19 protein-coding genes are annotated in these 24,648 nt (G+C 74.8%); 9 read left to right on the top strand and 10 right to left on the bottom strand.

What is annotated here, in order from left to right:
* The first annotated feature begins 24 nt into the window (after positions 1–24).
* A complete protein-coding gene (locus IE109_RS14425; protein WP_189551235.1) occupies positions 25–651 on the top strand; it encodes an alpha-ketoglutarate-dependent dioxygenase AlkB family protein in 627 nt (208 codons plus the stop codon).
* Positions 652–922: 271 nt separating this feature from the next.
* On the opposite strand, the gene IE109_RS14420 is transcribed toward IE109_RS14425, so the two are convergent.
* Entirely contained in the window at positions 923–1,666 is a 744-nt protein-coding gene (locus IE109_RS14420) for a carbonic anhydrase (protein ID WP_189551315.1), read from the bottom strand.
* A 324-nt stretch (positions 1,667–1,990) separates the two neighbouring features.
* Between IE109_RS14420 and IE109_RS14415 the strand changes: the two genes are divergently transcribed.
* From IE109_RS14415 to IE109_RS14405, 3 genes are all read left to right on the top strand, one after another.
* Positions 1,991–4,663: a SpoIIE family protein phosphatase gene (locus IE109_RS14415; protein ID WP_373297705.1), complete on the top strand. Its 2,673-nt coding sequence runs from the start codon at positions 1,991–1,993 to the stop codon at positions 4,661–4,663.
* A 158-nt stretch (positions 4,664–4,821) separates the two neighbouring features.
* On the top strand, positions 4,822–5,553 hold the full coding sequence (locus IE109_RS14410) for a class I SAM-dependent methyltransferase (protein WP_189551233.1): 732 nt from the start codon (positions 4,822–4,824) through the stop codon (positions 5,551–5,553).
* Between the two features lie 163 nt (positions 5,554–5,716).
* Positions 5,717–7,228 (top strand): DUF6056 family protein, encoded by a 1,512-nt coding sequence (locus IE109_RS14405; RefSeq protein WP_189551232.1) that lies wholly within the window; start codon positions 5,717–5,719, stop codon positions 7,226–7,228.
* Here IE109_RS14405 and IE109_RS14400 read toward each other — a convergent pair.
* The 3 genes from IE109_RS14400 to IE109_RS14390 form a co-directional block, all read right to left on the bottom strand.
* Positions 7,203–7,670, bottom strand: coding sequence for a GtrA family protein (locus tag IE109_RS14400; RefSeq protein ID WP_189551231.1), 468 nt, complete (start codon positions 7,668–7,670; stop codon positions 7,203–7,205). The genes IE109_RS14405 and IE109_RS14400 overlap by 26 nt on opposite strands.
* Positions 7,667–8,686, bottom strand: coding sequence for a glycosyltransferase family 2 protein (locus IE109_RS14395; RefSeq protein WP_189551230.1), 1,020 nt, complete (start codon positions 8,684–8,686; stop codon positions 7,667–7,669). The genes IE109_RS14400 and IE109_RS14395 overlap by 4 nt, the downstream gene beginning before the upstream one ends.
* A 290-nt stretch (positions 8,687–8,976) precedes the next feature.
* The gene (locus tag IE109_RS14390) at positions 8,977–9,168 is read right to left on the bottom strand and encodes a DUF2795 domain-containing protein (RefSeq protein ID WP_189551229.1); all 192 of its coding nucleotides are present in this window, start codon (positions 9,166–9,168) and stop codon (positions 8,977–8,979) included.
* 282 nt (positions 9,169–9,450) lie between these two features.
* Between IE109_RS14390 and IE109_RS14385 the strand changes: the two genes are divergently transcribed.
* Complete coding sequence (locus IE109_RS14385) at positions 9,451–9,750, top strand: DUF5133 domain-containing protein (RefSeq protein WP_373297704.1); 300 nt, start codon at positions 9,451–9,453, stop codon at positions 9,748–9,750.
* Between the two features lie 280 nt (positions 9,751–10,030).
* On the opposite strand, the gene IE109_RS14380 is transcribed toward IE109_RS14385, so the two are convergent.
* Complete coding sequence (locus IE109_RS14380; RefSeq protein WP_189551227.1) at positions 10,031–10,963, bottom strand: MurR/RpiR family transcriptional regulator; 933 nt, start codon at positions 10,961–10,963, stop codon at positions 10,031–10,033.
* Between the two features lie 194 nt (positions 10,964–11,157).
* Here IE109_RS14380 and IE109_RS14375 point away from each other — a divergent pair, with 194 nt between their 5' ends.
* The 3 genes from IE109_RS14375 (at position 11,158) to IE109_RS14365 (ending at position 17,528) form a co-directional block, all read left to right on the top strand.
* Positions 11,158–13,758, top strand: coding sequence for a SpoIIE family protein phosphatase (locus tag IE109_RS14375; protein WP_189551226.1), 2,601 nt, complete (start codon positions 11,158–11,160; stop codon positions 13,756–13,758).
* Between the two features lie 60 nt (positions 13,759–13,818).
* Positions 13,819–16,206 carry a SpoIIE family protein phosphatase gene (locus tag IE109_RS14370; RefSeq protein WP_189551225.1) on the top strand — a complete coding sequence of 796 codons (2,388 nt, stop codon included), beginning with the start codon at positions 13,819–13,821 and terminating at the stop codon, positions 16,204–16,206.
* 287 nt (positions 16,207–16,493) lie between these two features.
* Entirely contained in the window at positions 16,494–17,528 is a 1,035-nt protein-coding gene (locus IE109_RS14365; protein ID WP_189551224.1) for a DNA topoisomerase IB, read from the top strand.
* Here the strand turns inward: IE109_RS14365 and IE109_RS14360 are convergent, their stop codons facing one another.
* Positions 17,529–18,275, bottom strand: coding sequence for an SDR family oxidoreductase (locus IE109_RS14360; RefSeq protein ID WP_189551223.1), 747 nt, complete (start codon positions 18,273–18,275; stop codon positions 17,529–17,531).
* Between the two features lie 397 nt (positions 18,276–18,672).
* Between IE109_RS14360 and IE109_RS14355 the strand changes: the two genes are divergently transcribed.
* Positions 18,673–19,899, top strand: a complete 1,227-nt coding sequence (locus IE109_RS14355; RefSeq protein ID WP_229891014.1) for an MFS transporter — start codon at positions 18,673–18,675, stop codon at positions 19,897–19,899.
* 210 nt (positions 19,900–20,109) lie between these two features.
* Here IE109_RS14355 and rfaE2 read toward each other — a convergent pair whose 3' ends face one another.
* From rfaE2 to IE109_RS14335, 4 genes are all read right to left on the bottom strand, one after another.
* On the bottom strand, positions 20,110–21,510 hold the full coding sequence (gene rfaE2 / locus IE109_RS14350) for a D-glycero-beta-D-manno-heptose 1-phosphate adenylyltransferase (protein WP_189551221.1): 1,401 nt from the start codon (positions 21,508–21,510) through the stop codon (positions 20,110–20,112).
* The gene (locus IE109_RS14345) at positions 21,507–22,184 is read right to left on the bottom strand and encodes a D-sedoheptulose-7-phosphate isomerase (RefSeq protein WP_189551220.1); all 678 of its coding nucleotides are present in this window, start codon (positions 22,182–22,184) and stop codon (positions 21,507–21,509) included. Before IE109_RS14345 ends, rfaE2 begins: the two co-directional genes overlap by 4 nt.
* Before the next feature lie 81 nt (positions 22,185–22,265).
* Positions 22,266–23,480, bottom strand: a complete 1,215-nt coding sequence (locus IE109_RS14340; protein WP_189551314.1) for a glycosyltransferase — start codon at positions 23,478–23,480, stop codon at positions 22,266–22,268.
* 188 nt (positions 23,481–23,668) lie between these two features.
* Positions 23,669–24,634 carry a glycosyltransferase gene (locus tag IE109_RS14335; RefSeq protein ID WP_189551219.1) on the bottom strand — a complete coding sequence of 322 codons (966 nt, stop codon included), beginning with the start codon at positions 24,632–24,634 and terminating at the stop codon, positions 23,669–23,671.
* Between the last annotated feature and the right edge of the window lie 14 nt (positions 24,635–24,648).

The raw sequence follows: 24,648 nt of genomic DNA, 5'->3' as shown, positions 1-24,648 counted from the left end.
TCGAATTGCTCGTACGCTGGGGGCATGACCGCGCATATCCAGGGCTCGCTGTTCGACCAGGGCGACGAGATCCGCCTCGGACCGCTGGCCGGCGTCCGGCGGACCGTGCTCGGCGACGGCGCGTGGATCGACCTGCTGCCCGGCTGGCTGCACGGGGCGGACGCCCTGTTCGAGGAGCTCGCCGGAAACGTCCCGTGGCGGGCGGAGCGGCGCACGATGTACGACCACGAGGTCGACGTACCGCGCCTGCTGGCCCACTACCGCGAGCGGGACCCCTTGCCCCACCCGGTGCTCGACGAGGCCCGCGACGCCCTGTCCGCGCACTACGCGGCCGAACTGGGCGAGCCGTTCACCACAGCCGGACTCTGCTACTACCGGGACGGGCGGGACAGCGTCGCCTGGCACGGCGACCGCGTCGGGCGCGGCTCGCGCGAGGACACCATGGTCGCGATCCTGTCCGTCGGCGAACCGCGCGACCTCGCCCTGCGTCCCCGCCTCGGCGGCCCCGGGACCCGCGTCCCGCTCGGGCACGGCGACCTCGTGGTGATGGGCGGCTCCTGCCAGCGGACCTGGGAGCACGCCGTCCCCAAGACCGCCAAGGGCGTCGGCCCCCGCATCAGCGTCCAGTTCCGCCCCCGGGGGGTGCGCTGACCCGCACGGCCGGCCGGGGCCCGCACGCGGGCGTGCCGGGAACGACGACGCCGACACGCGCGCCGACGGAACGCGGAACCACTCCGCGGGGCGGCACCAGTCGGCGCCCCACGACCGGCCGGGGGGCCGAGCGGCCCGGCCGCGGCCGGCGCCACGGACCGGCGCAACCGCCATGGCACCCGTCCCGCACCCGAACGGCACCCGTACGTCCCCGACGTCCCCGTTTCGCCCCTCCCGCGTCCCCGGCTGACGCAGGGCCGGACGCGGGCCCTCAGGCGACCCGGCGCACCCGCTGGCTGCCCAGCTCGTACCGCGCCCCCACGATGGCCAGCCGGCCCGCCGCCACCCGGGCGGCGAGGTCCGGTTCGGCGGCCAGCAGGCCGCGCACATGACGGACGTTCGCCGTGATCGTCGCGTCGATCCGCGCCGCCCCCGTCGAGCCGTGGTCGATCGCGGGACGTATCCGCTGGGCGATGTAGTCGATGTGGGCCGGTGGCCGCTCACCGCTCTCCTCCGCGCGCACCGCCGCCGCGACGGCCCCGCACGACTGGTGGCCCAGCACCATGACGAGCGGTATCCCCAGTTCGAGGACCCCGTACGCGACGCTTCCGAGGACCGCCTCGTCCAGCACCTCGCCCGCCGAGCGGACCGTCATCAGGTCGCCGAGGCCCTGGTCGAATATCAGCTCCGGCGGGACGCGGGAGTCGATGCAGCCCAGGATCAGGGCGAACGGATGCTGCCCCGACACCGCGGCCACCCGGGCCGTCGCCGTCTCGTGCGGATGGGCCTGGTGCTCCGCCCGCCACCGCCCGTTGCCGTGCGCCAGCTCGCGCAGCGCCGCCTCCGGGGTGGCGGGCCGGGACCGGTCCGGCCGGGGCCTGTCGGGCGCGGGAGCCGCGTTGGTCGGCGCCGGGGCGAGGCCCAGCCCGGCACCGAGCGCGGCGGTGCCGCCGAGCGCCGCCCGCAGCAGCGCGCGACGGCCGCGCGGAGCGGGCGGGGGAGGAGGAACGGACATCGTCGAGGTCACCGGACCGTCACCGGGAAGCGTCGTCACGAGGGCCGAACCTACGCCCCGGCCCTCCGGCGACCGACCGGATTTGATCACTGTTGGCCCACCTATGGCCGACCCATGGACGAGGCATGGGCGAACGATGGGTTCCTCGCCCGCGCCTCCCCGCCCCGCCCGGACCACCGCTCGCGGCGCGTGATCGCCCGGCGACCGGAGGTCACTCTTCGTCGCCGGCGGCCGTACGGTGTTAGAAAGGGGAGCGTGGTCCACTTCTTCGACCGATTCCGTGGTGCCTCGGTTCGGTCACTGGCCGGGAGGCTCCCACGGAGCGTGGCAGGACAGGTCTTCGTCCTGCAGGTGGCGCTCGTCCTGCTGCTGGTGCTGGGAGCGGTGCTGGCACTGCTCCTCCAGTCGCGCGGCGACAGCGACAGGGAGGCCCGCAACCGCTCCGTCGCCGTCGCCGAGTCCTTCGCGCACGCCCCCGGCCTGGAGGACGTGCTGGAGACCGACCCGGACCCGTCGAGCGTCCTCCAGCCCCGGACCGAAGCGGCCCGCAAGGCGGCCGGGGTGGACTTCATCGTCGTGATGGACACCAGGGGGATCCGCTACACCCACCCCCAGCCGGAACGCATCGGCCGGCGGTTCGTCGGCACCATCGAGCCGTCCCTCTCCGGCCGCGTCCACACCGAGAGCGTCGACGGCCCCCTCGGCGAGGAGGTCCAGGCCATCGTCCCGGTCCGGGGCTCGGACGGGAAGGTCATCGGCCTGGTCTCCGCCGGCCTGGAGGTCCGCAGCGTGACCGGCGTCGTCAACCGCCAGCTGCCCGTCATCCTCGCCACCAGCGCCGCGGGCCTCGCCGTCGCCACCGCCGGCACCGCCCTGGTGGCCCGCCGGCTGCGCCGCCAGACCCACGGCCTCGGCCCCACCGAGATGACCCGCGTCTACGAACACCACGACGCCGTCCTGCACGCCGTGCGTGAGGGCGTCGTCATCGTCGGCGGCGACGGCCGGCTCCTGCTCGCCAACGACGAGGCCGTGCGGCTGCTGCGCCTGCCCCCCGACGCGGAGGGGCGCGGCGTCAAGGACCTGCCCGGCCTCGAACCCAAAGTGGCCGAGCTGCTCTGCTCCGGGCGCGTGGCCACCGACGAGGTCGTCCCCGCCGCCGACCGGCTGCTCGCCGTCAACCAGCGCCACACCGACCGGCACGGCGGCCCCGCCGGCACGGTCGCCACCATCCGCGACACCACCGAGCTGCGCTCGCTCACCGGACGCGCCGAGGGTGCCCGCAGGCGGCTCAACCTGCTGTACGACGCCGGCGTCGGCATCGGCACCACCCTCGACGTCGTCCGCACCGCCGAGGAACTCGCCGAGGTGACCGTCCAGCGCTTCGCCGACTTCGTCACCGTCGACCTCGCCGACCCCGTGCTGCGCGGCGAGGAACCCTCCGGGACGGCCGCCGACATGCGCCGTACCGCCGTCGCCGGCATCCGGGACGACCACCCGCTCTACCCACGCGGCAAGATGATCGGCTTCGTCCCCTCCACGCCCCAGGCACGCGGCTTCGGCAGCGGCCGCGCGGAACTCGTGCCCGACCTGTCCCTCGCCCCCGGGTGGCAGGCCCAGGACCCCGAGCGGGCGGGCCGGATCGTCGCGTACGGCATCCACTCGCTGATCGCCGTCCCCCTCAAGGCCCGCGGCGTCGTCCTCGGCGTCGCCAACTTCTGGCGCTCGGAGAAGCCCGAACCCTTCGAGGAGGAGGACCTCGAACTCGCCGAGGAGCTGGTGGCCCGCGCCGCCGTGAGCATCGACAACGCCCGCCGCTACACCCGCGAGCACGCCATGGCCGTCACCCTCCAGCGGAGCCTGCTGCCCCGCGCCCTGCCCGAACAGAGCGCCCTGGAGGTGGCCCACCGCTACCTGCCCGCCCAGTCCGGCGTCGGCGGCGACTGGTTCGACGTCATCCCGCTGCCCGGCAGCCGGGTCGCCCTCGTCGTCGGCGACGTCGTCGGGCACGGTCTGCACGCCGCCGCCACCATGGGCCGGCTGCGTACCGCGGTGCACAACTTCTCCACCCTCGACCTGCCGCCCGACGAGCTCCTCGGTCGCCTCGACGACCTGGTCGGCCGTATCGACCAGGACGAGGACGACGCCGGCGGCGGCGCCGGAATGACCGGCGCGACCTGCCTGTACGCGGTGTACGACCCGGTCTCCCGGCGCTGCTCCATGGCCCGCGCCGGGCACCCGCTGCCCGCCCTGGTCCACCCGGAGGGGAACGTCGAGTTCCCCGACCTGCCGGCCGGACCGCCGCTCGGCCTGGGCGGCATACCCTTCGAGACCCGCGAACTGGAACTCGCCGAGGGCAGCCAGATCGTCTTCTACACCGACGGCCTGATCGAGGACCGCACCCGCGACATCGACGTCGGCATCGAGCTGCTCCGCGACGCCCTCGGCCGGCCCGCCGCCACCCCCGACGAACGCTGCCGGGTGGTGCTCGACGCCCTGCTGCCCGCCCACCCCAAGGACGACGTGGCCCTGCTCGTCGCCCGCACCCGAGCCCTCGGCTGCGACCGCGTCGCCGACTGGGACGTGCCCTTCCACCCCGGCGCCGTCGGAGGCATCCGCTCCGCCGCGGTGCGCCGGCTCGCCGAATGGGGCCTGGACGACCTGTCCTTCGCCGCCGAACTGATCCTCAGCGAACTCATCACCAACGCCATCCGCTACGGAGCGCCGCCCGTGCGCGTCCGCCTGCTGTACGACCGGGGCCTGACCTGCGAGGTGGCCGACCACAACAGCACGTCGCCCCACCTGCGGTACGCCGCCACCACCGACGAGGGCGGGCGCGGTCTCTTCCTCGTCGCCCAGCTGGCCGAACGCTGGGGCACCAGGTACACCGCCCAGGGCAAGGTCATCTGGGCCGAGCTCCCGCTCCCCGGAGCCGGCACCACACCCGGGGACGGCACCGGGACCCTGCCGTTCGACGTCTTCAACGCCGGTCTGATCTGATACGCCGGGCGGTCCGGTACGCCGGTCCGATACGCCGGTCCGATCCGACAGCGCCCACCCGGTCCGACAACCCGCCCGGTCCGATCCGACAGCGCCCACCCGGTCCGGTCCGACAACGCGCGCACGGCCGACGAACCGGCCCGATCCGAGAGGGGACCATGTTCAGCCCGCACGGCCCGACACTCCGCGAGCTCGCCACCCAGGCGCTCTCCTCCACCCAGGCCGGCTACGACCTGCTGGCGCCGAAGTTCGACCACACCCCCTACCGCACCTCCGACCGGGTCCTCGGCGCCGTCACCGACGCCCTGCGCCCCTACGGACCCTTCCGCTCGGGCCTCGACGTGTGCTGCGGCACCGGAGCCGGGGTCGGCGTCCTGCGCGAGCTGTGCCACGAGCGCGTCACCGGCGCCGACTTCAGCGCCGGCATGCTCGACCGGGCCCGCGCCGCCCACGCGGACGCCCCGGCCGGCGCCCCCGAAGTCCACTGGGTACGCGCCGACGCCCGCGCCCTGCCGTTCGGCCCCGCCTTCGACCTGGCCGTGAGCTTCGGGGCGTTCGGGCACTTCCTCCCGTCCGAACGCCCCGGCCTGTTCGCCGGCGTGCACCGGGCGCTGCGGCCCGGCGGCCGGTTCGTCTTCCCCCTCCCCGCCCCGCCCCCGGTCGGGTCCCGGACCTACTGGGAACTGTGGGCGTTCGACGCCGCCATGCGGGTGCGCAACCTGGTGTGGCGCCCGCCGTTCACCATGTACTACCGCACCTTCCGTCTCACCGACGTCGTCGGGGACCTCACCCGGGCCGGGTTCCGGGTCGAGCTGTCCGCGCTGGAGGAGTTCGGCCGCCGGCCCGACGGGGCGCCCCGGTGCCGCCTGGTGACCGGCGTACGCGCCTGAGCCGTCCGGACGACGGCGGGTTGCGGGGACCGCCGCCGACCGGTCGAGTGGGAGACCCGGTCCGCACTCCGCCGAATCCGGCCCGGCGCGCGGACAACGGCACCGCCCCGAATCACCTCTTCGGTGTCGTCCCAGTGGTTTCCCGAAAGGCAGTGGAGAAGACATGGCCGTCGGCGCATCGAGTGTCACCGTCCCCCCGGACCCGGGCGAAGGACCCGGGGCCGGGCGAGAGGACGGCGGCGACCCGCGCGGGTCCCGGGGGAGGGCCTGGACGGCAGGTCTCACCCTGCTGCCGCTGGGCCTGCTCGCGGCCGCCGCGTACCTCGGCCGGTACGTCCGGCCCAGCGCCGACGAATGGTGCTTCCTGCCGCTGGTGCGCGACGAGGGCGTCTCCGGCCTGGTCGGCAGGTTCTACTTCACCGACAACGGGCGCCTCGGCAACGGACTGCTCGTCGGGCTCTACGCGAAGTTCCCGGTCGCCGGACACCAGTGGTACGGCCTGGTCAGCGGCGTCCTCATGCTCGGCCTGCTGTGGGCGCTCACCGTGGCGCTGCTGCGCCGGGCCGGGCAGGACGTGCCGCGCGGAGTGCCATTGCTCGTCGCGTCCATGATCACGGCGGTGTTCCTGTTCGCCACCCCGAACACGTACAAGACCTTCTACTGGCCCGCCGCGTCCGTCTCGCACACCCTCGCCCCGGTCCTCGCCTGCGCGGCCGCCATCCCGCTGCTGCGGGCCCGCGACCGGCGCGGCCGGGTCACCGCGCTCGCCGTCGTCCTGCTCGCCGGGGTGTTCATGGGGACCCTCTCCGAGGAGGCGTCCGTGGTGGCCCTGGTGGTGCTCTCGGGCGTCGTGCTGTTCGCCGGACGGCTGTTCACCGAACGGGTCAGGGCGTACGCCCGCGGCTGGTCCCTCGCCGGTATGGCCGGTGTCGCCGTCGGCACCCTCCTGTTGGTGACGTCCCCCGGCTCGCGCAACCGGCGCGAGCGGTTCGGAGCGGAGACCACCTCCATGCTCGCGCCCGAATCGCTGACCGCCTCGCTGCGGGCGTACGTCCGCATCCTGGAGACGGTTCTGACGACCTGGCAGTACGCCGGGGCCGTCGCGGCCGGAGTGCTGCTGGGCCTGCTGGCCTCCCGCCGCCCCGGCGCGCCCGCGCGGCGGTTCCTGCTGCCGTGCCGCCCGCTGCTGCTCACCGGCCTCGGCGCGGCGGCCTTCCTGGTGTCCGGCTACCTGTGCACGGTCATCACCTACCCGGTGTTCGGCCCCCGGGTGGTGACCGCCGAACGCACCTGGAACGACTACCTCCTGCTGTACGTGCTGCTGCTGGTGGCCGCGGGAGCGTTCCTGGGCCGGGCGCTGCGGCTGCGTGGCGGCGGCACGGGCGCCGCCACCGTCCTCGCCGCCGCCCTGTGCGCGGTGACGGTCCTCGGACTGGCCGCCCCGCTGTACGAGCTGGGCCATGACATGCGGGTGCGGGCGCAGAAGTGGGACCGCCAGGACCGGTGGCTGCGGGAGCGGGCGGCCGAGGGCGCGAAGGTGCTGCCGTACAAGCCGGTGTCGGTCAGCGGGATGCTGGAGCCGTTCAGTGCGAACGGCACCCGGCCCTGGCCGGCGCGGTGCGTCGCCGACTACTACCACCTGGACAAGGTCACTCGCGGGACGCGCCTTCCCTGACCCGGTCGTCCCCGGGCGGCCGTCGCGACGCGGAACGGCGGGTGGCGGCCGCCCCGGAGGTGATGGCCCAGCGGGCCAGTACGAAGGACAGCGGGGTGACGAGGAGACCGGCGGCGATCGCCGCCACATTCTCGTCCATCCCCAGCCGGCTGACGGCGAGGTGGAGCAGGATCCCGCTGCCCACCACGTTGGCCGCGCCCGACAGCGGATAGCGGGCGAAGGCCCGCCAGGTGGGCCGGGTGCGCACGGTGACGTACGAGTTGAGCAGGAACGAGCCGACGACGCTGACCGCGTACCCGATGACATGGGCGGCGAGGTAGGGCAGCCAGACGTTGAGCGAGGCGTACACGGCGTAGTAGACGGCCGTGTTGGCCAGGCCGATGAGGGCGAAGGAGAGGAACTGGCGGACCGCGGGCGTCCGCAGGGCGGCGAAGGGTCTCACGGCTTGGGCCGGGTCCGTCCCGCGGGCTCCAGCGCGGCGCCGTGCGCCGCCTCGCCCCGGCCGCCCGGGTCGCCGGGGTCGCGGTGGAGGCCGGCGGTCCGGTCCGTCTCCCGCACCACGTAGTGGGGTCGGCGCTTCACCTCGTGGTAGATCCGGCCCACGTACTCGCCGATGACGCCGAGCGTGGCGAGCTGGATGCCGCTGAGCCCGACGATGGCGGTGATGAGGGTCGCGTACCCCGGGGTGTCCACCCCGTCGAGGAGCGCGTTGGCGATGATCCACAGCGCGTAGACGAAGGCGGACAGGAACAGCCACAGCCCCGTGTGGATGGCCAGGCGCAGCGGTCGGCTGTTGAACGACAGCAGCCCGTCGATGCCGTAGTCGAGCAGCCGCCTGCCGCCCCACTTCGACCGGCCGGCGGCCCGCTCCACGTTCTCGTAGGTGAAGCTCACGGTGTCGAACCCGATCCAGGAGAACAGGCCCTTGGAGAAGCGGTTGCTCTCCGGAAGCGACAGGAGGGAGTCGACCGCCCGGCGCGACAGCAGCCGGAAGTCGCCGGCCCCGTCGACGATCTCGACGTCCATGAAGCGGCGCACCAGGCGGTAGTACGCGCGGCTGAGCACGGTGCGCGTCGCTCCCTCGCCCGTGCGGTCGCGCCGGGCGATCACCTGGTCGTAGCCGTGCCGGCGCAGTTCCAGCATGCGGGGGAGGAGCGCGGGCGGGTGCTGGAGGTCGGCGTCCATGAGGACGACCACCTCGCCCCGGGCCATGCGCATGCCGGCCAGCAGCGCGGACTCCTTGCCGAAGTTCCGGCTGAAGGAGGTGTAACGCACCCGGCCGTCGGTCGCCGCGAGGTACCGCAGCCTGTCCACGGTCCGGTCGCCGCTGCCGTCGTCGACGTAGGCGACCTCGAAGGTGGTACCGGTCGGTTCGAGGGCGGCGACCAGGGCCGTGTGGAAGGTGTCGATCACCTCGCTCTCGTCGAAACAGGGGACGACGACCGACAGGTGGACCATGGGCTGCTCTCTCCGTGCACGGGCGTGCGGGGCGGGGACCGGGAGTTCGGGCCCCGCACAGGGAGGATGACCACGGGGGCACCGGGGTTGCCTGCGCGCAGCGACGGACTTCGTCCCGTCCAGCCAGTGGACCGCGACGGCCGCGGGTCCACCGCTCCACGCCGTCCACTCGGGTGAGGCGGCGCGGGCGTGCGGGCACGCGTCCGCCCCGTCACCCGGACCGCGGGGACGGGGCGGAGGGAGCGGGGGGAGTGGAGCGGGGTGTGGGGACGGCGGGGCGGGAACCGGTGTCAGTCGCCCTTGCCGACCTCCTTGTTGACCGACGCGGGCGAGTCGTACTCCTTGTCGGGCAGGGAGTCCAGGGCCTTCATGACCTCCTGGCCCGCCTTGTGCCTGGACGCCTGATCGACGATCTCCTTCTTGGACGCCGGGTAGTTGACGCCGCCGAGGGCCTTCTGCATTTCGATGGGGTTCACAGCCATGGTGCGAGGCGTACCCCCGCGCCGGATGGGGGTACCGGGGGCGCGATCCATGTCACGACAATGGAGCACAGGTACCTTTCTTCCCACGCAGCGCGGATCCGTCACGGTTGCATCACAATGTCGTGTGAGGACCGGAGAGCGCGGGCACATCCATGTGCGGGAGGGCGACCCGGTCCGGGGACCGGCGCATCGCCCGGTCCCGGGGAGGCCGGCCCGGAGAAGGCATCGGCGTCCCCTCTCTCCTTGCTTCGTGGCGTGGGAAAGGCAGGTACGTTCATGCTGTTGGCGCATCCCGCAGTGCTTCGTGAGCTGGTGGCCCGTTACGAATCCCTGTGCACCGCCTCAAAGGAGCTGGCCCTCGCGCCCGACCTGAAACGACGGCTCGACGATGTCACGTACACGCTCTGCGTGACCACCGGAACGCGGCGGCTGGACCACGCGCTGGCCGCCGCGCGCGCCAGGCTGGCCGCCACGCCGGCGGGATCGACCGCCACGGTGTCGACGACCGCCGTGTCCACGACCGCCGTGTCCACGACCGCGGTGTCGACGACCGCGGTGGCTTCGACGGTCACCGCCACCTGACGGGTGGATTTCGGCGGCCCCGGCCCAGGGGTTGACCGGGGCCGCCACGGGTGTCCGCGGGGAGTGCGGAGCGCCCGGTCGGAACACCGGGGGCGGCGCGAGGAGGGAGCGCCGTCCCACGGGTGTTCTGCTCGTTCCCCCGGCTCGTCACCGGGGTGTCCGAGCAGTAAATATATTTACCGTCGAGTAAGCAAGCGTATGAAACTTTTCATGCGCTCGGCAGGCATGAATATGTCGGAAAAAGCCCTTGTGGGACGGCTGGAAGCCCACCTCGTGTGACTCAGTCGTCGAGGAAGAACTGGTGCTGATCGGCGGCCTGCTCGTACCCCTCCAGCCGCAGCTGCGTCCGCTCCGGGTTGGCGTCCGCCATCGCCTGGAGCACGGACGCCGCCAGGACGCCCGGCGCCGCGTACGAGTCGAAGACCAGCCGCGACCCGGTCCCGGCCGTCAGCGTCACATCCGCCTCCTCCACCAGCGGCCCCAGCGTCAGATCGGTGATCAGCGCGATGCGCAGCCCCGCCCGGCGGGCCGCCCGGATCGCGGAGAGCGTCTCGTGGGCGTGCCTCGGCATGGCGAAGGCCAGCACCCACGTCCCGCCCGCCTCCCGCGACTGCAGCAGCGCGTCGTAGGCGACGCTGCCGCCCCGGGTGACCAGGCGCACGTCGGGATGGATGCGCCGGGCCGCGTACGCGAAGTACTCCGCCAGCGACACCGAGATCCGCAGACCGAGGATCGTCAAGGGCACGGAAGTGGCCAACTGGCTGCCGACGTCCAGAATCCGGCCCGGATCGGCGACCAGCCGGCGCAGGTGCTCCAGGTTCGCGATCTCGGCGTCGATGGCGGCCTGCAGCTCGTTGCGGCGGATCTCCTCGCGGGTCCCGGGCGCGCGGGCCACCGCGCTCAGCGCGATCGGCTGCAACGCCTCCCGCAGCGCGGGGAATCCGCTGTACCCCAGTGAGGTGGCGAACCGCGTCACCGAGGGCTGGCTGACGCCCACCCGCTCCGCGAGCTCCGTGATCGACAGGAACGCCGCCTCCGTCAGGTGGTCGATCATGTACTGGGCGATACGGCGCTGGGCGGGCGACAGCCGGTGGCCGCCGAACAGCGCCATGACCCGGTCCATGGGAACGGCGGGGGCCGACTCGTCCGCGGAGGACGGCCTGCCCGGCGTGATCGCAGCCGCCTGCGCGCGTGCCCGCTGCCCTGATGGCACCCGTGTGCCTCCTTCTCGTCCCGATTTCCGCCCAACATAGCTCAACCGGCCCCGCCGCCCGCGGGAGCACCGATGTGCGCGACGCCGCCGCTCGGGAGCATGCTGGCTGTGTGCCCCGGCGCGGCGCCCGACCCCTCCGGCGCCACCGGACCCTCCCGCCGGACGAGGCCGGGACAGGTGAATGAGGCTGGAACATGCCAGGCAGACCGCACACCAACGGCACCGGGAACGCCGCGGGCCAGCCGGATCCGCTGATCCTGGAACTGGCCGCCGCCACGGTGGAGGCCGTCGAGGCCACCGGTGGCTTCGCGGGCGGCGTCTACCTGCGCCCCGGCCCCCCGGGCCTGCTGCGGCTGGCCGCGCTCGCCGGACTGCCCGCCCGGCTCTTCCGCCCCTGGTGGCGCATGCACATCAACCGCCCCTTCCCGGTGGCCGAGTCCTTCCGGTCGGGCAACGGCATCCACCTCGCCGACGCCGAGGACGCCATGCGCCGCTTTCCCCAGCTGATGGCCGGCCTGCCCTTCCCCTTCGGGTCGCTGTACGAGCCGGTCACGCACGACCGCGAGGCGTTCGGCGTGCTGGTCGTGCTCCGCGCCGCCACCCCGGGCCGGGCGGTCGACCCCGCGGACCGCCGGCGCATGCGGCGGGCCGCGCTGGCCCTCGGCGAGAGGCTCGCCCTCCTCGCCGGGCGGGGCACTCCGGTGGCCTGGGACGACCCGCCCGTCAACGTCCAGCTCCCCGCCCGCGCCACTCCGCCGATCCGGACCGGTCACCTGCAGTGGGACCCCGGCACCGGCGCGCTGGCCATGGACGGACCGCTCCGCACCATCCTGGGCGCCACCGCCCGGCCACCGGCCCCGCCCCCTGCCCCCGTCGACCCCGCCGCGCGCCCGGCCGACGCCGCTCCCGGCGCGGGCGCAGGCACCGACCGCGATCCCGCTCCCGGCCCCGGGCCTGACGCGGGCGCCGGGCCCGGGAGGCCGGAGCCCGGCGGTGTCGACGCGCTCGCGGCGCTCCTCGCACCGGAGGACGCGTACGGGCTGTGGACCCTCGCGCGCCAGGTCGCCGACCCCGGCCGGCCCCGCAGCCGCCGCATCTGGCTGCGGGCCCTCGACGGCCGACCGTGCCTCCTGGAGGTGACCCGGGGGGAGGCGGGGCTGCACGGGGCCCTGGTCGAGCCGGGCGCCGGGCCCGTCGTCGCCGCGGGCGCCGACCGGCTGCCGGACGGGGTCTGCTCACTGGATCGGCTCGGGCGGATCATGTTCGCCAGCCGCGGCGCCGAGACCCTCCTCGGCCGCGGCCGGCCGGAGCTTGTCGGGCAGGTGCTGTGGGACGCCCTGCCCTGGTTCGGGCGGCCCGCGTACGAGGACCACTTCCGGGCCGCGCTGCTCTCCGCCGCCCCCGTCCACTTCCTGGCCCAGCGCGACCCCGACGGGTGGCTGTCGGTCTCCCTGTACCCCGGGCACGAGGGCGTCACCATGACCCTGGGCGCCGCCGGCCGGCCGGCGTACACACCCGGCTCGGTCGCCGAGCCCGGCGCCGGACTCGGCTCCCCGGCCGACCGGGCCTCCCTGCTGTACCGCCCGGTCGCCCTCGCCATCGCGCTCACCGAGGCCGTCACCGCCCGGCAGGTCTCCGCCGTCGTCACCGAGGAACTTCTGCCCGCGTTCGGCGGCCGGCAGCTGGCGATCTACCTCCTCGACGAGCGCCACATGCACCTGGCCTGGGAGACCGGCTTCCCGCAGGGCTTCCTCGACCGATTCGACGGCGTCCCGCTCGACGCCCGGCTCCCCGGCGTCGAGACCCTCACCACCGGCCGCCCCATCTTCTTCGAGTCCATGCAGCGGCTGGCCGCCGCCTACCCCGGCATCCCCATGGACGCCCACGTCGGCGCCCGGGCCTTCCTGCCCCTCATCGCCTCCGGCCGCCCCGTCGGATCCTGCATCCTCGGCTTCGACCAGCCCCGCGGCTTCAGCCCGGAGGAGCGCACCGTCCTCACCGCCCTCGCCGGCCTCATCGCGCAGGCCCTGGAACGCGCCCGGCGCTACGACTCCGAGGCGGCCCTCGCCCGCGGGCTCCAGGACGCGCTCCTGCCGCACCGGCTGCCCCCGCTCCCCGGCGTCGACACCGCGGGCCGCTACCTCCCCGGCACCCGGGGAATGGAGGTCGGCGGCGACTGGTACGACGTCATCGACACCGGCCGCGGCATCGCCCTCGTCATCGGCGACGTCCAGGGACACGGAGTCGCCGCCGCCGCGACCATGGGCCAGCTGCGCAGCGCCCTGCGCGCCTTCGCCCTCAGCGGGCACGACCCCCAGGAGGTGATGAGCGGGACCAACCGGCTGCTCATCGACCTCGACGCGGGCCAGTTCGCCACCTGCTGCTACATCGTCCTGGACGTGGCCACCGGCGTCACCCTCGCCGTACGCGCCGGCCACCTCCCGCCCCTGCTGCGTCACCCGGACGGCACAACGGAGGTCCTCGACCTGCCCGGCGGCGTGGTCCTCGGCATCGACGCCCGGGCGGCCTACCCGGTCACCCGGCTCCGGATGGCCCCCGGCGACGTCCTCGCCCTGTACACCGACGGGCTCGTCGAACGGCCGGGCACCGACATCGACGTGGGGATCGAACGGCTGCGCCGCACGCTCGCCGGCATCGGCACCCGCCCGCTCGCCGACAGCGCCGAGCGGCTCATCCGCGAGGCGTCGCCCGCCGGCGACAGGCCCGACGACATCGCCCTGCTCCTCGCCTCCCGGACCGCCCGCGGCGGCGGTTCCCCGAGCCGTACGGCATGAGCGCGGTTGTGCCCCACCGGGCGCCGACCGACCATGAGGAGACATGAGAAGGCAGGTGCCATGAGCGCGGTGCACGCGGCCGAGGGTGCCGACTTCCGCGGCCCCCTCGACGTCACGAAAGCGGCCACGGCCGTCCTGGACGCCGACGGAACCATCGTCGGCTGGGGCCCGGCGGCCCACGCCCTGCTGGGCTACCCGGCCGACGAGGCGGTGGGCCGCCCCATCGGCGCCCTCGTCGTCGACCGCCCCGGCGAATACCACCTCGCCACCCCTCTTCCCGGCGCCGCACGGGCCCGGCGCCAGGTGCTCCACATGCGCCACCGGGACGGCCACATCCTCCGCGTGGCGACCGCGACGCTCCCGCTGTCCCACGCCGGCACCGGGCCCGCCCGGCTGCTCGCGGTGGCCGACGCGAACGAGACGGAGCGGTGGGAGCGCCTCCAGTCGATGCTCCGGGGCCTGGCGACCCAGTCGCCCGTCGGGCTCGCGATCTACGACACCGACCTGCGCGTCGTGTGGACCAACCACGCCCTCTACCAGGAGATGGGCACCCTCCAGTACGCCGGGCTCGGCCCCGACGAGATGGTCACCCAGGGGGAGATCCTCTCGGACGGCTACCCGGGCACGCTGGAGGAGGCCATGCGCGGGGTCCTCGACACCGGCGAGCCGGTCATAGAGCTCCACTACAGCGGCCGCCCGCCCGCCGACCCCGAGCACGACCACGTCTGGTCCTGCTCCTACTACCGCCTCCAGGACGCCGACGGCCGCCCGCTCGGCGTCTGCGAGGAGACGGTGGACATCACCGCCCGCTACCTCGCCCAGCAGCGCCTCGACCTCCTCGTACGGGCCGGCGGCCGGGTCGGCACCTCCCTCGACATGACGCGCACCGCGCAGGAGCTCTCCGCGGTCGCCGTCCCCCAGTTCGCCGACGGCATCACCGTCGACCTCCTCGACGTCGTCCTGGAGGGCGATCAGCCGGTCCCCGGCACGGCGACCGCCAGGCGCGTCGTCCGCGTGTGGGAAGGACCCTCGGACCGCCCGCGCGACTCCCGGCCCCCCGACTGCGACTACCCGGCCGGCTCCCTCCAGGCCCGCTGCCTGGCCGCCGGACACCCCGTCCTGGAGGCGTCGCCCGGCGCGGACGGCGCGCGCTCCCGCCTCGCCGTTCCCCTGCGCACCGAGGCCGGGGCCTCGCTGGGCGTGGTGACCTTCTGCCGCGACCGGCACCCGGACCCGTTCGATTCCGAGGATCTGCCCCTGGCCGACGAACTCGTGGACCGCGCCGCCGTCTGCATCGACAACGCCCGCCGCTACACCCGCGAGCACGCCGCCGCCCTGACCCTCCAGCGCAGCCTGCTGCCCCGCCACCTGCCCCGCCTGACCGGGGTGGACGTCGCCCACCGCTACCTGCCGGCCGACAACAGGGCCGGCGTCGGCGGCGACTGGTACGACGTGATCGCCCTGCCCGGCACCCGCGTCGGCCTGGTCGTCGGCGACGTGGTCGGCCACGGCGTACGGGCCGCGGCCACCATGGGCCGCCTGCGCACCAGCGTGCGCGCCCTCGCCCGGCTGGACCTCCCGCCCGACGAACTCCTCACCCGCCTCGACGAGCTCATCACCCAGGACGCCCACGAACAGTCCACCACCCAGGCCGAGACCGACGACCCCGCCCTCGGCGTCACCTGCCTGTACGCCGTGTACGACCCGGTCACCGGACGGTGCAGCATGGCCCGCGCCGGCAGCCCCCTGCCCTCCGTCGTGGACCCGGCGACCGGACGGGTCAGCCACCCGGACGTACCCGCCGGCCCACCCCTGGGCCTGGGCGGACTGCCGTTCGAGAGCGCCGAGTTCACCCTGGCGGAGGGCAGCCTGATGGCGCTGTTCACCGACGGGCTCGTGCAGGGCCGCGGCCGCGACCGCGACACCGAACTCGACGCGCTGCACACCGTCCTGACCGAGCACCGCAGGCCCCTGGACGAGTTGTGCGACCGGATCGTGGCCACCCTGCTGCCCGGCCCCGTCGACGACGACGCCGCACTCCTGCTGGTCCGCACCCGCACCCTCGACAACCACGAGGTGGCCGCCTGGGACCTGGCCGACGACCCCGCGGCGGTCGGCCGGGCCCGCACCCTGGCCACCGGGCAGGTGGACGCCTGGGGACTCGACGGCGAACTGTCCTTCACCACCGAACTGGTCGTCAGCGAACTCGTCACCAACGCCATCCGTTACGCCTCAGGGCCCATCCAACTGCGGCTCATCCGCGACCGGACCCTCATCTGCGAGGTGTCCGACACCGGTCACACCTCGCCCCACCTCCGCCGGGCCGGCAGCGACGACGAGGGCGGCCGCGGCCTGTTCCTGGTCGCGCAGATGACCCAGCAGTGGGGCACCCGCTACACGCCGACCGGCAAGACGATCTGGGCGGAACAGCCGATTCCCCCGCCCTGACGGTACGGGTTTGGCCCGTGGACCGGCCGGAAACCCGTGGGGAACCCGAGGTCCGGAGGAGGTACGCCATGGCAGTGTCCCCACGGGCCGGCGCGCGTCCCCGGCCGCCCCGGCACGCGCCGCGCCGGCCCCACGCCGGACGGCGCACACGTCCGCGACACCGTCCGCCCACCACGCCAGGGCCGGACGGTCACCGGTCACGACCCGCTCGAACGCCGGACTGACCTCCACCTCGTCAGCGGACCTTCCGCCGGCCCCGCGTCCGTCGTCACGACGAGGAGGATGTGTTGCGTCTCCACCACAGCCGTCCCACCGACCCCGGCCACCGCCGCCTGCGCCACGGCCGGGGCTTCCGCTATCTCGACCCCTCCGGGCAGCCCCTGCGCGACCCGGCGGAACTCACCCGCATCAAGGCCCTGGTCATCCCGCCGGCCTGGCAGGACGTCTGGATCTGCGCCAAACCCAACGGCCACCTCCAGGCCGTCGGCACCGACGCGGCCGGACGCCGCCAGTACCTCTACCACCCCCGGTTCCGGGCCCAACAGGAACAGGCCAAGCACGAACACGTCCTGGACGTCGCCGAACGGCTCCCCACCGTCCGCGAGGCGGTAGAGGCGCACCTGGGCGACCGCGGCCTGACCCGGCGGCGCGTCCTCGCCACCGCCGTACGCCTCCTCGACCTGGGGTTCTTCCGCATCGGCAGCGACCGCTACGCCGAACTCAACAACAGCTACGGCCTGACCACCCTGCTGCGGGAACACTCCGCCTGCCAGGCCGGCACCGTCCTCTTCACCTACAACGGCAAACACGGCAAGGAGATCGTCCGCACCGTGGCGGACCCCGCCGCCTGCCGCACCCTCACCGCCCTGCTGCGCCGCCGCGGCGGCGGAGACCGGCTCCTCGCCTACTGGGAGCGGCCCTCCTGGCGCGACGTGAGCGGCGAGGACGTCAACGCGTACCTGAAAGAGATCGCCGGACTGGAGATCTCCGCCAAGGACTTCCGCACCTGGCACGCCACCGTCATGGCCGCCATCGCCCTGGCCGTCTCCGAGTCCGTCGCCCGCAGCGAGACCGCCCGGAAACGCGCCATCGCCCGGGCGGCCCGCGAAGTGTCCGGATACCTCGGCAACACCCCCGCCGTCTGCCGCGCCTCCTACATCAACCCGCGCGTGATCGAGTTGTACGAGGAGGGCGTCACCATCGCCCCGGCGCTGCCCCGCCTCGGTGACGAGGGCACCTACGGCATCCCCGCCACCCAGGGGCCCGCCGAGCGGGCCGTGCTGCGGATGCTGCGCACGGGACGCCCGCCCGGCACGGTCTGATCACGGCCAGGACGGCTCCTTGCGCGGCACCACGACCAGCTCCGACACCGCGCTGCCCGCCGGCACCGACAACGCGTACAGCACCGTGTCGGCGACGATGTCCGGGCTCTGCAGCATCGACACGTCGGCGTCGGGGAACCGCTCCAGGATGAACGGCGTCTCCATGCCGCCCGCGATGACCCCCGTCACACCGATGCCCGGGCAGTCCCGCTGCGCCTCCTTGAACAGCGTGTGCGTGAACGCCCGCAGACCGGACTTCCCCGCCGCGTACGGGCCGGCCTCCGTCCAGGTGCGGTTCGACGCCGTGGACAGGATGTTCACGATGTGACCCCCGCCCCGGGCGACCATCCGGCGGTACGTCTCCAGGCACAGGTACATCGGACCCAGCAGGTTCGTGGTGATCACCCGTGTCACCTCCTCCGCCGTCAGGTGCTCGATCGGCTTGGAGACGTCCACGGCCGCGTTGTTGACCAGGATGTCCAGCGCCTGACCGTCCCCGTCCAGCTCCCGGAACACCTCGGCGACGGCGCGCGCGTCCGTCACGTCCAGCTCCACGAACCGGACGTCCCTCCCGTCCTGCGCCAGCTCCTCGCACAGCTCCCGCGCCAGCTCCTTGCGCACGTCCGCCACCAGGACGGACGCCCCCGCGCCGGCCAGCGCCCGGGTGATGGACGCACCCAGCCCGCGCGCCCCGCCGGTCACCAGCGCCTGCCTGCCCCGCAGATCGACCCGTACTCCGCCGTCCATGTCCGCTCCTCCGCCTTCCGCAGTCCTTGCCTCCCACTGTGGCCCGCGCCACTACGCACGGCATGCCGGACGGTCACTGTGAGCAAACGCACCAGCGGAAGGAAAGACCAGGTCAGCCGCCCGGACCCCGCATTGACCAGGCCCGTTGTCCCCTCGCGACGCCGGTCCTTCTGTCACCATGGTCGACGCCGCGGAGGCCCGCTCCGACGAGGCACGCGGCAGCAGTCAGATCCGGTGGACCGGCCGTGCAGTGCAGCAGGTGCCTCACTTCCGCCGAATTCCGCCATCCGAGTCCACCGGCTCGTCACCCCCTCCGTTCACTGTGCCTTCTTCCTCCCCGCCCCCCACCCGCACGCGTGCCGACCACTCGCCCTGGCGCTCCCTCCGGTACCGCGGCATGCGCTGGTGGTCCGTCGCGAACCTGGTGTCCAACGCCGGTACGTGGATGCAGCTGACCGTGCAGAACCTGCTGGTCCTCCAGATCACCGGCTCCGCGGCCGCCACCGGCCTGTCGCTCTCCGTCCAGGCGGCACCCGGCCTCCTGGTGGGAGTCGCCGGCGGCGCCGCCGTCGACCGCTGGCCCCGCAAACGGACGGCCGCCGTCAGCCAGGCGCTGCTCGGCGCCGTCGCCTTCACCACCGCGCTGCTCATCGCCTTCGACCGGCTCGGCCTGGGCGTCCTGATGGCGCTCGCCGCCGTCACCGGCCTCATCGCCACCGTCGACGGGCCGGCCTGCGCCCTGCTCGGCAACGACCTGGTCCGCGCCGAGGACGTGCCGTCCGCGATCGGCGTCGGCTCCCTGGTCGGCAACGCGGGCCGGCTCGCGGGCGCCGGCCTCGCGGGACTCGCCGTCGGTGTCTTCGGCACGGCCGCCGCGTACGCCGCGAACGGCGTGTCCTTCCTGTTCGTCGCCGCGGTCATCCCGTTCCTGCGGCCCGTGGCGGCCGACGACCCCCGACCCGCACCCGCCGCGACACCGGACGACACCATGACCGTCCGCGAGGGCCTGGCGTACTTCGCCCGGCGCCCCCGGCTGGTCGCGCTGGCCGGCATCACCGGCATCAGCGCGGTCCTCGGCCGGAACTACGGATTGACCCTCGCGGTGCTCGTCACCGGACCGCTCGCCGGCGGAGCGGGTGACTTCGGCACCGTCTCCACGGTGCTCGCCCTCGGCGGCATCATCGGCGCCGTCATCGGCGCCCGGCTCCGCAAGCCCTCGGTACGCCTCGTGGGCGCCCTCGCCGCGGCGGGCGCGCTGCTCCAGGCCGTCGCCGGGCTCTCGCCGTCGATCGCCGTCCTGCTGGCCCTCGTGCTGCCGATGGCCGTCGTGGAGTCGGTCTCCGACACCGCCGGCACGACCGTCCTCCAGACCGCCCCGCCCGCCGACATGCGGGGCCGTGTCCTCGGCGTGTGGGGCAGCGTCAGGACCGTCTGGGGGCTGGCGGGCCCGCCGGCGCTGGGCCTGCTGATGGAACTGGCCGGAGCGCGCGGCGCCCTGGTGGCCGGCGGCCTGGCGATCGCCGCCGCGATCGGGGCGGGGCACCTTCTGCGGCGCCGCCGCGCGCCGGAGCCGGTGGTGACCCCGGTCCTCGCGCCGCACCCGGCGCTCTCCACGGCGGCCTGACCGCGCGTACCCACCCGGCCCGGCGGGCGGCGCCCCGGGCCGCGCCGCGGCGTACCACCGAGGCGAGCCCAGCCCGCCGGTGCGGCCGCCGCCCCGCCCCCGCCGGACACCCCCGGACGACTTCCCGGAGGGCGCCCGGCCCCGGGGCCGGGTGAAGCCGCCGGTGGCGACCCCGGAGCCGGACCCGGGGGCCCGAGCCGGAACACGTCCCTAGCGGCCCGGGGGGCGGATCGGGGTCGCCGCTTCGGCCGCGCGGCGGGCCAGCAGCGTGGTGGAGCGGCCGTCGAGGTACGGCAGCACCACCGCCTGGCCGCCCCACCCGCGCAGGACCTCCGCCTCCGGCAGGTCCTCCGCCGAGTAGTCGCCGCCCTTCACCCACACGTCCGGCCGCAGCCGGCTCAGCAGCTCCGCGGGCGTGTCCCCGTCGAAGACGGCGACCGCGTCGACGCTGCCGAGGCCGGCGAGCACCCGCACCCGGTCGGGGAGCGGGTTCAGCGGCCGGCCGGGGCCCTTCAGACGCTCGACCGACTCGTCGGAGTTCACGCACACGATGAGGCAGTCGCCGATCCGGCGGGCGCTCTCCAGCAGCCCGACGTGACCCGCGTGCAGCAGGTCGAAGCAACCGCCCGTCGCGACCACCGTCCCGCCGCGCGCCCGCACCTGCTCCGCCAGCAGGAACGGGTCGGCGTCTCGCACCTCCCGGCGCGGGGCCGACGGCGGCGTACGCCACAGCGACGGGTTGCCCGCGCCGCCCGCCGCGACGAAAGCGGCGGCCTCGGCCACCGCCCGCTGCACGGCCTCCTCTGGCAGGGCGCCGTCCGCCAGCGCGGCGGCCGTCGCGGCGGCGAAGCAGTCACCGGCACCGCACGCGTCGCCCTCCGCCCGGTACGGCGCGGGAACGAGCATCGGGGTCGCGGCGCCCGGCCGGGTCAGCAGGACCCCCCGCTCGCCGAGCGTCACGGCCACGGTCGCCACCCGCCAGCGTTCCGCCAGGTCGGCGCCCCGTTCCGCGAAGGCGCGCAGCGAGTCCCCGTCACCGCGGCACAGCGCCATCGCCTCGGCGGCGTTCGGCGTGACGATCCGTGAGCCGGGCACCGGCGCGTCGCCCTTGAGGTGCGGGTCCCACACCACCGGCACCTTGGGCGCGACCGCCGCCAGGTGCTCCCGCACCGCGCTCGCGGTGTGCCGCCCGTAGTCGGCGACGAGCACGGCGTGGGCCTGCCGCAGCGTGTCGCGCACCGCCGCGTCGGGCTCGCCCGGGTCGCCGCCGCCACGGTCGATCCGCACCAGCGGCCGACCGGACGCCAGCACCCGGGTCTTCACCGGCAGGGTGCCGTTCAGGGGCAGTTCCACCACCCGGACCCGGCCGCGCAGCGAACGCCGCACCGCCTCGCTGGCCGGGTCGTCGCCCAGCGCGGTCACCAGCACCACGTCCCGCCCGCCACGGGTGGCGAGCGCGGCGGCCAGCCCGGCACCGCCGGGGCGGCGCTGGTCCCCGGTGACGTCGACCACCGGGGCGGGGGCGTCCGGCGCCAGCCGGGTGGACACGCCCTCGATGTCCTCGTCCAGCAGGACGTCGCCCACGACCACCAGGGGTTTGTACTCGCTCATGACATCCTCCGCCGGACCGCGACCGGCGCCGCCGCGCCCGCCGCTCGAGTGGGCCGTCCCGCCACGCCCGGCCGGGCCGTCCCGGCGGCGACCGCCGCGTCGAAGGACTCGCACAGCAGGTGCACGGCCACGAGATGGGTCTCCTGGACGGTCGCGGTCGAGCCGGCGTCGACGCACAACGCCTCGTCGGCCGCCTCGGCCAGGGGGTTGGGCCGCGGACCGGTCAGCGCCCACACCCTGAGCCCGGCCTGCCGCGCGGTGACCGCCGCCGCGATCAGGTTGGCGCTGGTGCCCGACGTGGACAGCAGCACCAGGACGTCGCCGGGGCGGCCGTGGGCGGCCACCTGCCGGGCGTACACCTGGTCGAACCCGTAGTCGTTGCCGATGGCCGTCACACTGGACGTCTCGGCGTGCAGGGAGATGGCCGAGAAGGCGGGCCGTTCCCGCTGGTAGCGGCCGACCAGCTCGGCGGTCAGGTGCTGGGCCTGCGCGGCGCTGCCACCGTTGCCGGCGGCCAGCAGACGGCCGCCGACGGGGAGGACGGCCGCGAGGTGGCCGCCCCATTCCGCGATCCGGTCCAGATGGTGGCGCCGGAGCCGGTCGAGCGCGTCCTGCAGCGCCCGGCAGTGCTCGTGCGCCGCTTCGAGGGTGGGGGGAGCGAGGGGATCGGTCATGGCGTTCGGGCGTACCGCGTTCCTGCGGAACGGCGGCGCGGCCCACACCTCCTTCGGACTTCGTCGTACCGGTGGACCGGGTCAGGCCACGCCCGTCACGGCGGGCCGGGCGGCGAGCACCGCGGCGTACTCCTTCTCGGTGGCCGCGGCGATCCGCGCCCAGCCGTACCGGCTCAGCACCCTGCGCCGGCCGGCCGCGCCGCACGCCGCCCGCAGGGCCGGGTCGGCGAGCAGTTCCCCCACCGCGCGGGCCAGCGCGTCGGGGTCCCGGGGCGGCACCAGCCGCCCGGTCTCCGGGTCGGCGACGGTGTCGAGCTGCCCGCCGACCGCGCTGGCGACCACCGGCCGCCCGCACGCCATGGCCTCCAGCGGCACGATGCCGAACGGCTCGTAGTCCGCCGGGCACAGCACCACGTCCGCGCTCCGCAGCAGCGGAGCCACGTCCTCGGGCGCCACGCCCCCGGTGAACCGGACGCGGTCCGCGACGCCGGCGAGCCGGGCGATCTCCCGCAGCCGGCGTACCTCCGGGTCGTCGTGGAGCCGGTCCGCGGGCGGGCCGCCGACGACCAGCAGCTCCGTGTCGGGCAGCCGGGTCAGTGCCGTGACGGACACGGCCGCGCCCTTGCGGGGGACCAGCCGGCCGAGCTGGAGCAGCCGGTACCGGTGGCCGCCGTCCCGGTCGGCGGCCGGGCCGCTCGGGTGGAACACCTCGGTGTCCACGCCGCACGGCACGACGCCCACCTTGGCGGCGGGTACGCGCATCCGGCCCAGTTCGTACACCTCGTCGTGGCAGGTGGCGATCACCCGGTCGCAGCCGAGGCCGACCTCCCGTTCGAGGGCGACGCGCTCGGGCGGGCTGGTGTCGGCCTGCTTCTGGTGGCGCCGCTTCACCGTGCCCAGCGCGTGGTACGTGTGCAGGAACGGCAGGCGCGCCTCCCGGGTGGCCCGCAGGGAGGCCACGCCGGACATCCAGAAGTGCGAGTGCACCAGGTCGGGCGGCCGGTCCCGCCACTCGCGGGCCATCCACAGGCCGAAGTCCGCCATGTGGGGGAGGAGTTCGTCCTTGGGTATGGGCTCCGGCGGCCCGGCCGGAACATGGCGCACCTCGACGCCGGGGCGCAGCATCACCCGGTCGGGCAGGTCCCGGGCGTCGCGCCGGGTGTACACGGTGACGCGGTGGCCGCGGTCCGCGAGGGCGCTCGCGAGGCGGGCGACGTGGACGTTCTGGCCGCCCGCGTCGACGCCGCCGAGCACGGCGAGCGGGCTCGCGTGCTCGGACACCAGCGCGAGGGACATCCCGCCGCGGCCCGGCCCGCCCTCCGCGCCGCCGAAGACGCCGGCGTCCAGCGCCTCGACGACCTCGGCCTCGGCGTCGATGCCGTCGAGCGAGCCGGTCTCGTCGAGCGCGCCGGCGTCGGCGGGGTGCCGGCCGTGGTGGCGCCGGTCCGGGCCGGTGTCCACCGGCTCCAGGGGATCGAGGGATGTCATGAGCGCACCTCCGTCATCACGCGCTCCCAGTCGTCCAGGAAGCGTTTGAGCCCGTACCGTTCGAGGGCCGCCTGGCGGGCCCGCGCGCCGTCCTCGGCCGCCGCCTCCGGCTCGTCGAGATAGCGCCGGGCGGCCCGGGCCAGCACCTCCGGCCGCGTCGACAGCGTCCCGGCGCCCGGCGGGACCGCTTCGATCGCCTCCGTCGTGGCCAGCGCCACGACCGGCATGCCCAGGTGCATGGCCTCCAGCAGGGACAGGCCCAGCGACGTCCAGCGGATGGGGTGCAGGTACAGCCGGCGTTCCGCCATCGCCGCGTGCAGCCCGCTCTGCGGCAGGTCGGTGCTGCGGCACCGCTCCTCGGGTACGCCCAGGTGACCGGCCAGGCCCTCGGTGCGCATGCCGAACACGTCCAGCGGCGCCGCCTCGGACAGCGCGGGCAGCAGGTCGGTACCGGTGTACCGGCCCCTGCGCACCGGCTCGTTGACCACGACGGCCGCCCGCGCCAGGCGGCCGGTGTAGAGGTGTCCCGGGTCGACGATGCCGTGCTCGATCACCTCGGTCCGGGTCGAACCGTTGTCCCAGAACAGGCGGTTGAAGTGCGTGACGTGGACCAGCGTCACATCGTCCCGGTCGGCGCACGGGTGCCGGGTGTCGGGCACGTCGCCGTCGGGGGCGTTGTGCTCCAGGTACACCGCCGGCACGTCACGGCCCGGACGCCGCCCGCCCAGCCAGCGTTCGGCCAGGTCCCACTCGTGCGGGCGCTGGAGGACGACCAGGTCGACCGGCGTGTCCCGCAACCGCCCGGGTGTCACCTCCCGTACGGAGTCCGGCCAGGTGAAGGTGCGCGCCCGGCCGAGCCCGTCCGGCCCGCGGCCGGGGGTGACGGGCACCAGGTAGGTGTGGGGCCCCTGGACGAACGCCGTCGTCCACGAACCGTGCACATGCCACAGCAGGATGTTCATCGCCCGTCTCCTCC

It is taken from the genome of Streptomyces lavendofoliae (genome assembly GCF_014649735.1).
GTDB lineage: Bacteria > Actinomycetota > Actinomycetes > Streptomycetales > Streptomycetaceae > Streptomyces > Streptomyces lavendofoliae.
Note: the sequence above shows the minus strand (reverse complement) of the source record. Positions and strands in the feature narration are given on the sequence as shown.

What these genes read in the sequence shown, in the direction of transcription:
- IE109_RS14425 (WP_189551235.1), top strand. Translation starts at nt 25, where the DNA reads ATGACCGCGCATATCCAGGGCTCGCTGTTCGACCAGGGCGACGAGATC.
- IE109_RS14420 (WP_189551315.1), bottom strand. Translation starts at nt 1,666, where the DNA reads ATGTCCGTTCCTCCTCCCCCGCCCGCTCCGCGCGGCCGTCGCGCGCTG.
- IE109_RS14410 (WP_189551233.1), top strand. Translation starts at nt 4,822, where the DNA reads ATGTTCAGCCCGCACGGCCCGACACTCCGCGAGCTCGCCACCCAGGCG.
- IE109_RS14405 (WP_189551232.1), top strand. Translation starts at nt 5,717, where the DNA reads ATGGCCGTCGGCGCATCGAGTGTCACCGTCCCCCCGGACCCGGGCGAA.
- IE109_RS14395 (WP_189551230.1), bottom strand. Translation starts at nt 8,686, where the DNA reads ATGGTCCACCTGTCGGTCGTCGTCCCCTGTTTCGACGAGAGCGAGGTG.
- IE109_RS14390 (WP_189551229.1), bottom strand. Translation starts at nt 9,168, where the DNA reads ATGGCTGTGAACCCCATCGAAATGCAGAAGGCCCTCGGCGGCGTCAAC.
- IE109_RS14375 (WP_189551226.1), top strand. Translation starts at nt 11,158, where the DNA reads ATGCCAGGCAGACCGCACACCAACGGCACCGGGAACGCCGCGGGCCAG.
- IE109_RS14370 (WP_189551225.1), top strand. Translation starts at nt 13,819, where the DNA reads ATGAGCGCGGTGCACGCGGCCGAGGGTGCCGACTTCCGCGGCCCCCTC.
- IE109_RS14360 (WP_189551223.1), bottom strand. Translation starts at nt 18,275, where the DNA reads ATGGACGGCGGAGTACGGGTCGATCTGCGGGGCAGGCAGGCGCTGGTG.
- IE109_RS14355 (WP_229891014.1), top strand. Translation starts at nt 18,673, where the DNA reads ATGCGCTGGTGGTCCGTCGCGAACCTGGTGTCCAACGCCGGTACGTGG.
- rfaE2 (WP_189551221.1), bottom strand. Translation starts at nt 21,510, where the DNA reads ATGAGCGAGTACAAACCCCTGGTGGTCGTGGGCGACGTCCTGCTGGAC.
- IE109_RS14345 (WP_189551220.1), bottom strand. Translation starts at nt 22,184, where the DNA reads ATGACCGATCCCCTCGCTCCCCCCACCCTCGAAGCGGCGCACGAGCAC.
- IE109_RS14340 (WP_189551314.1), bottom strand. Translation starts at nt 23,480, where the DNA reads ATGTCCCTCGCGCTGGTGTCCGAGCACGCGAGCCCGCTCGCCGTGCTC.
- IE109_RS14335 (WP_189551219.1), bottom strand. Translation starts at nt 24,634, where the DNA reads ATGAACATCCTGCTGTGGCATGTGCACGGTTCGTGGACGACGGCGTTC.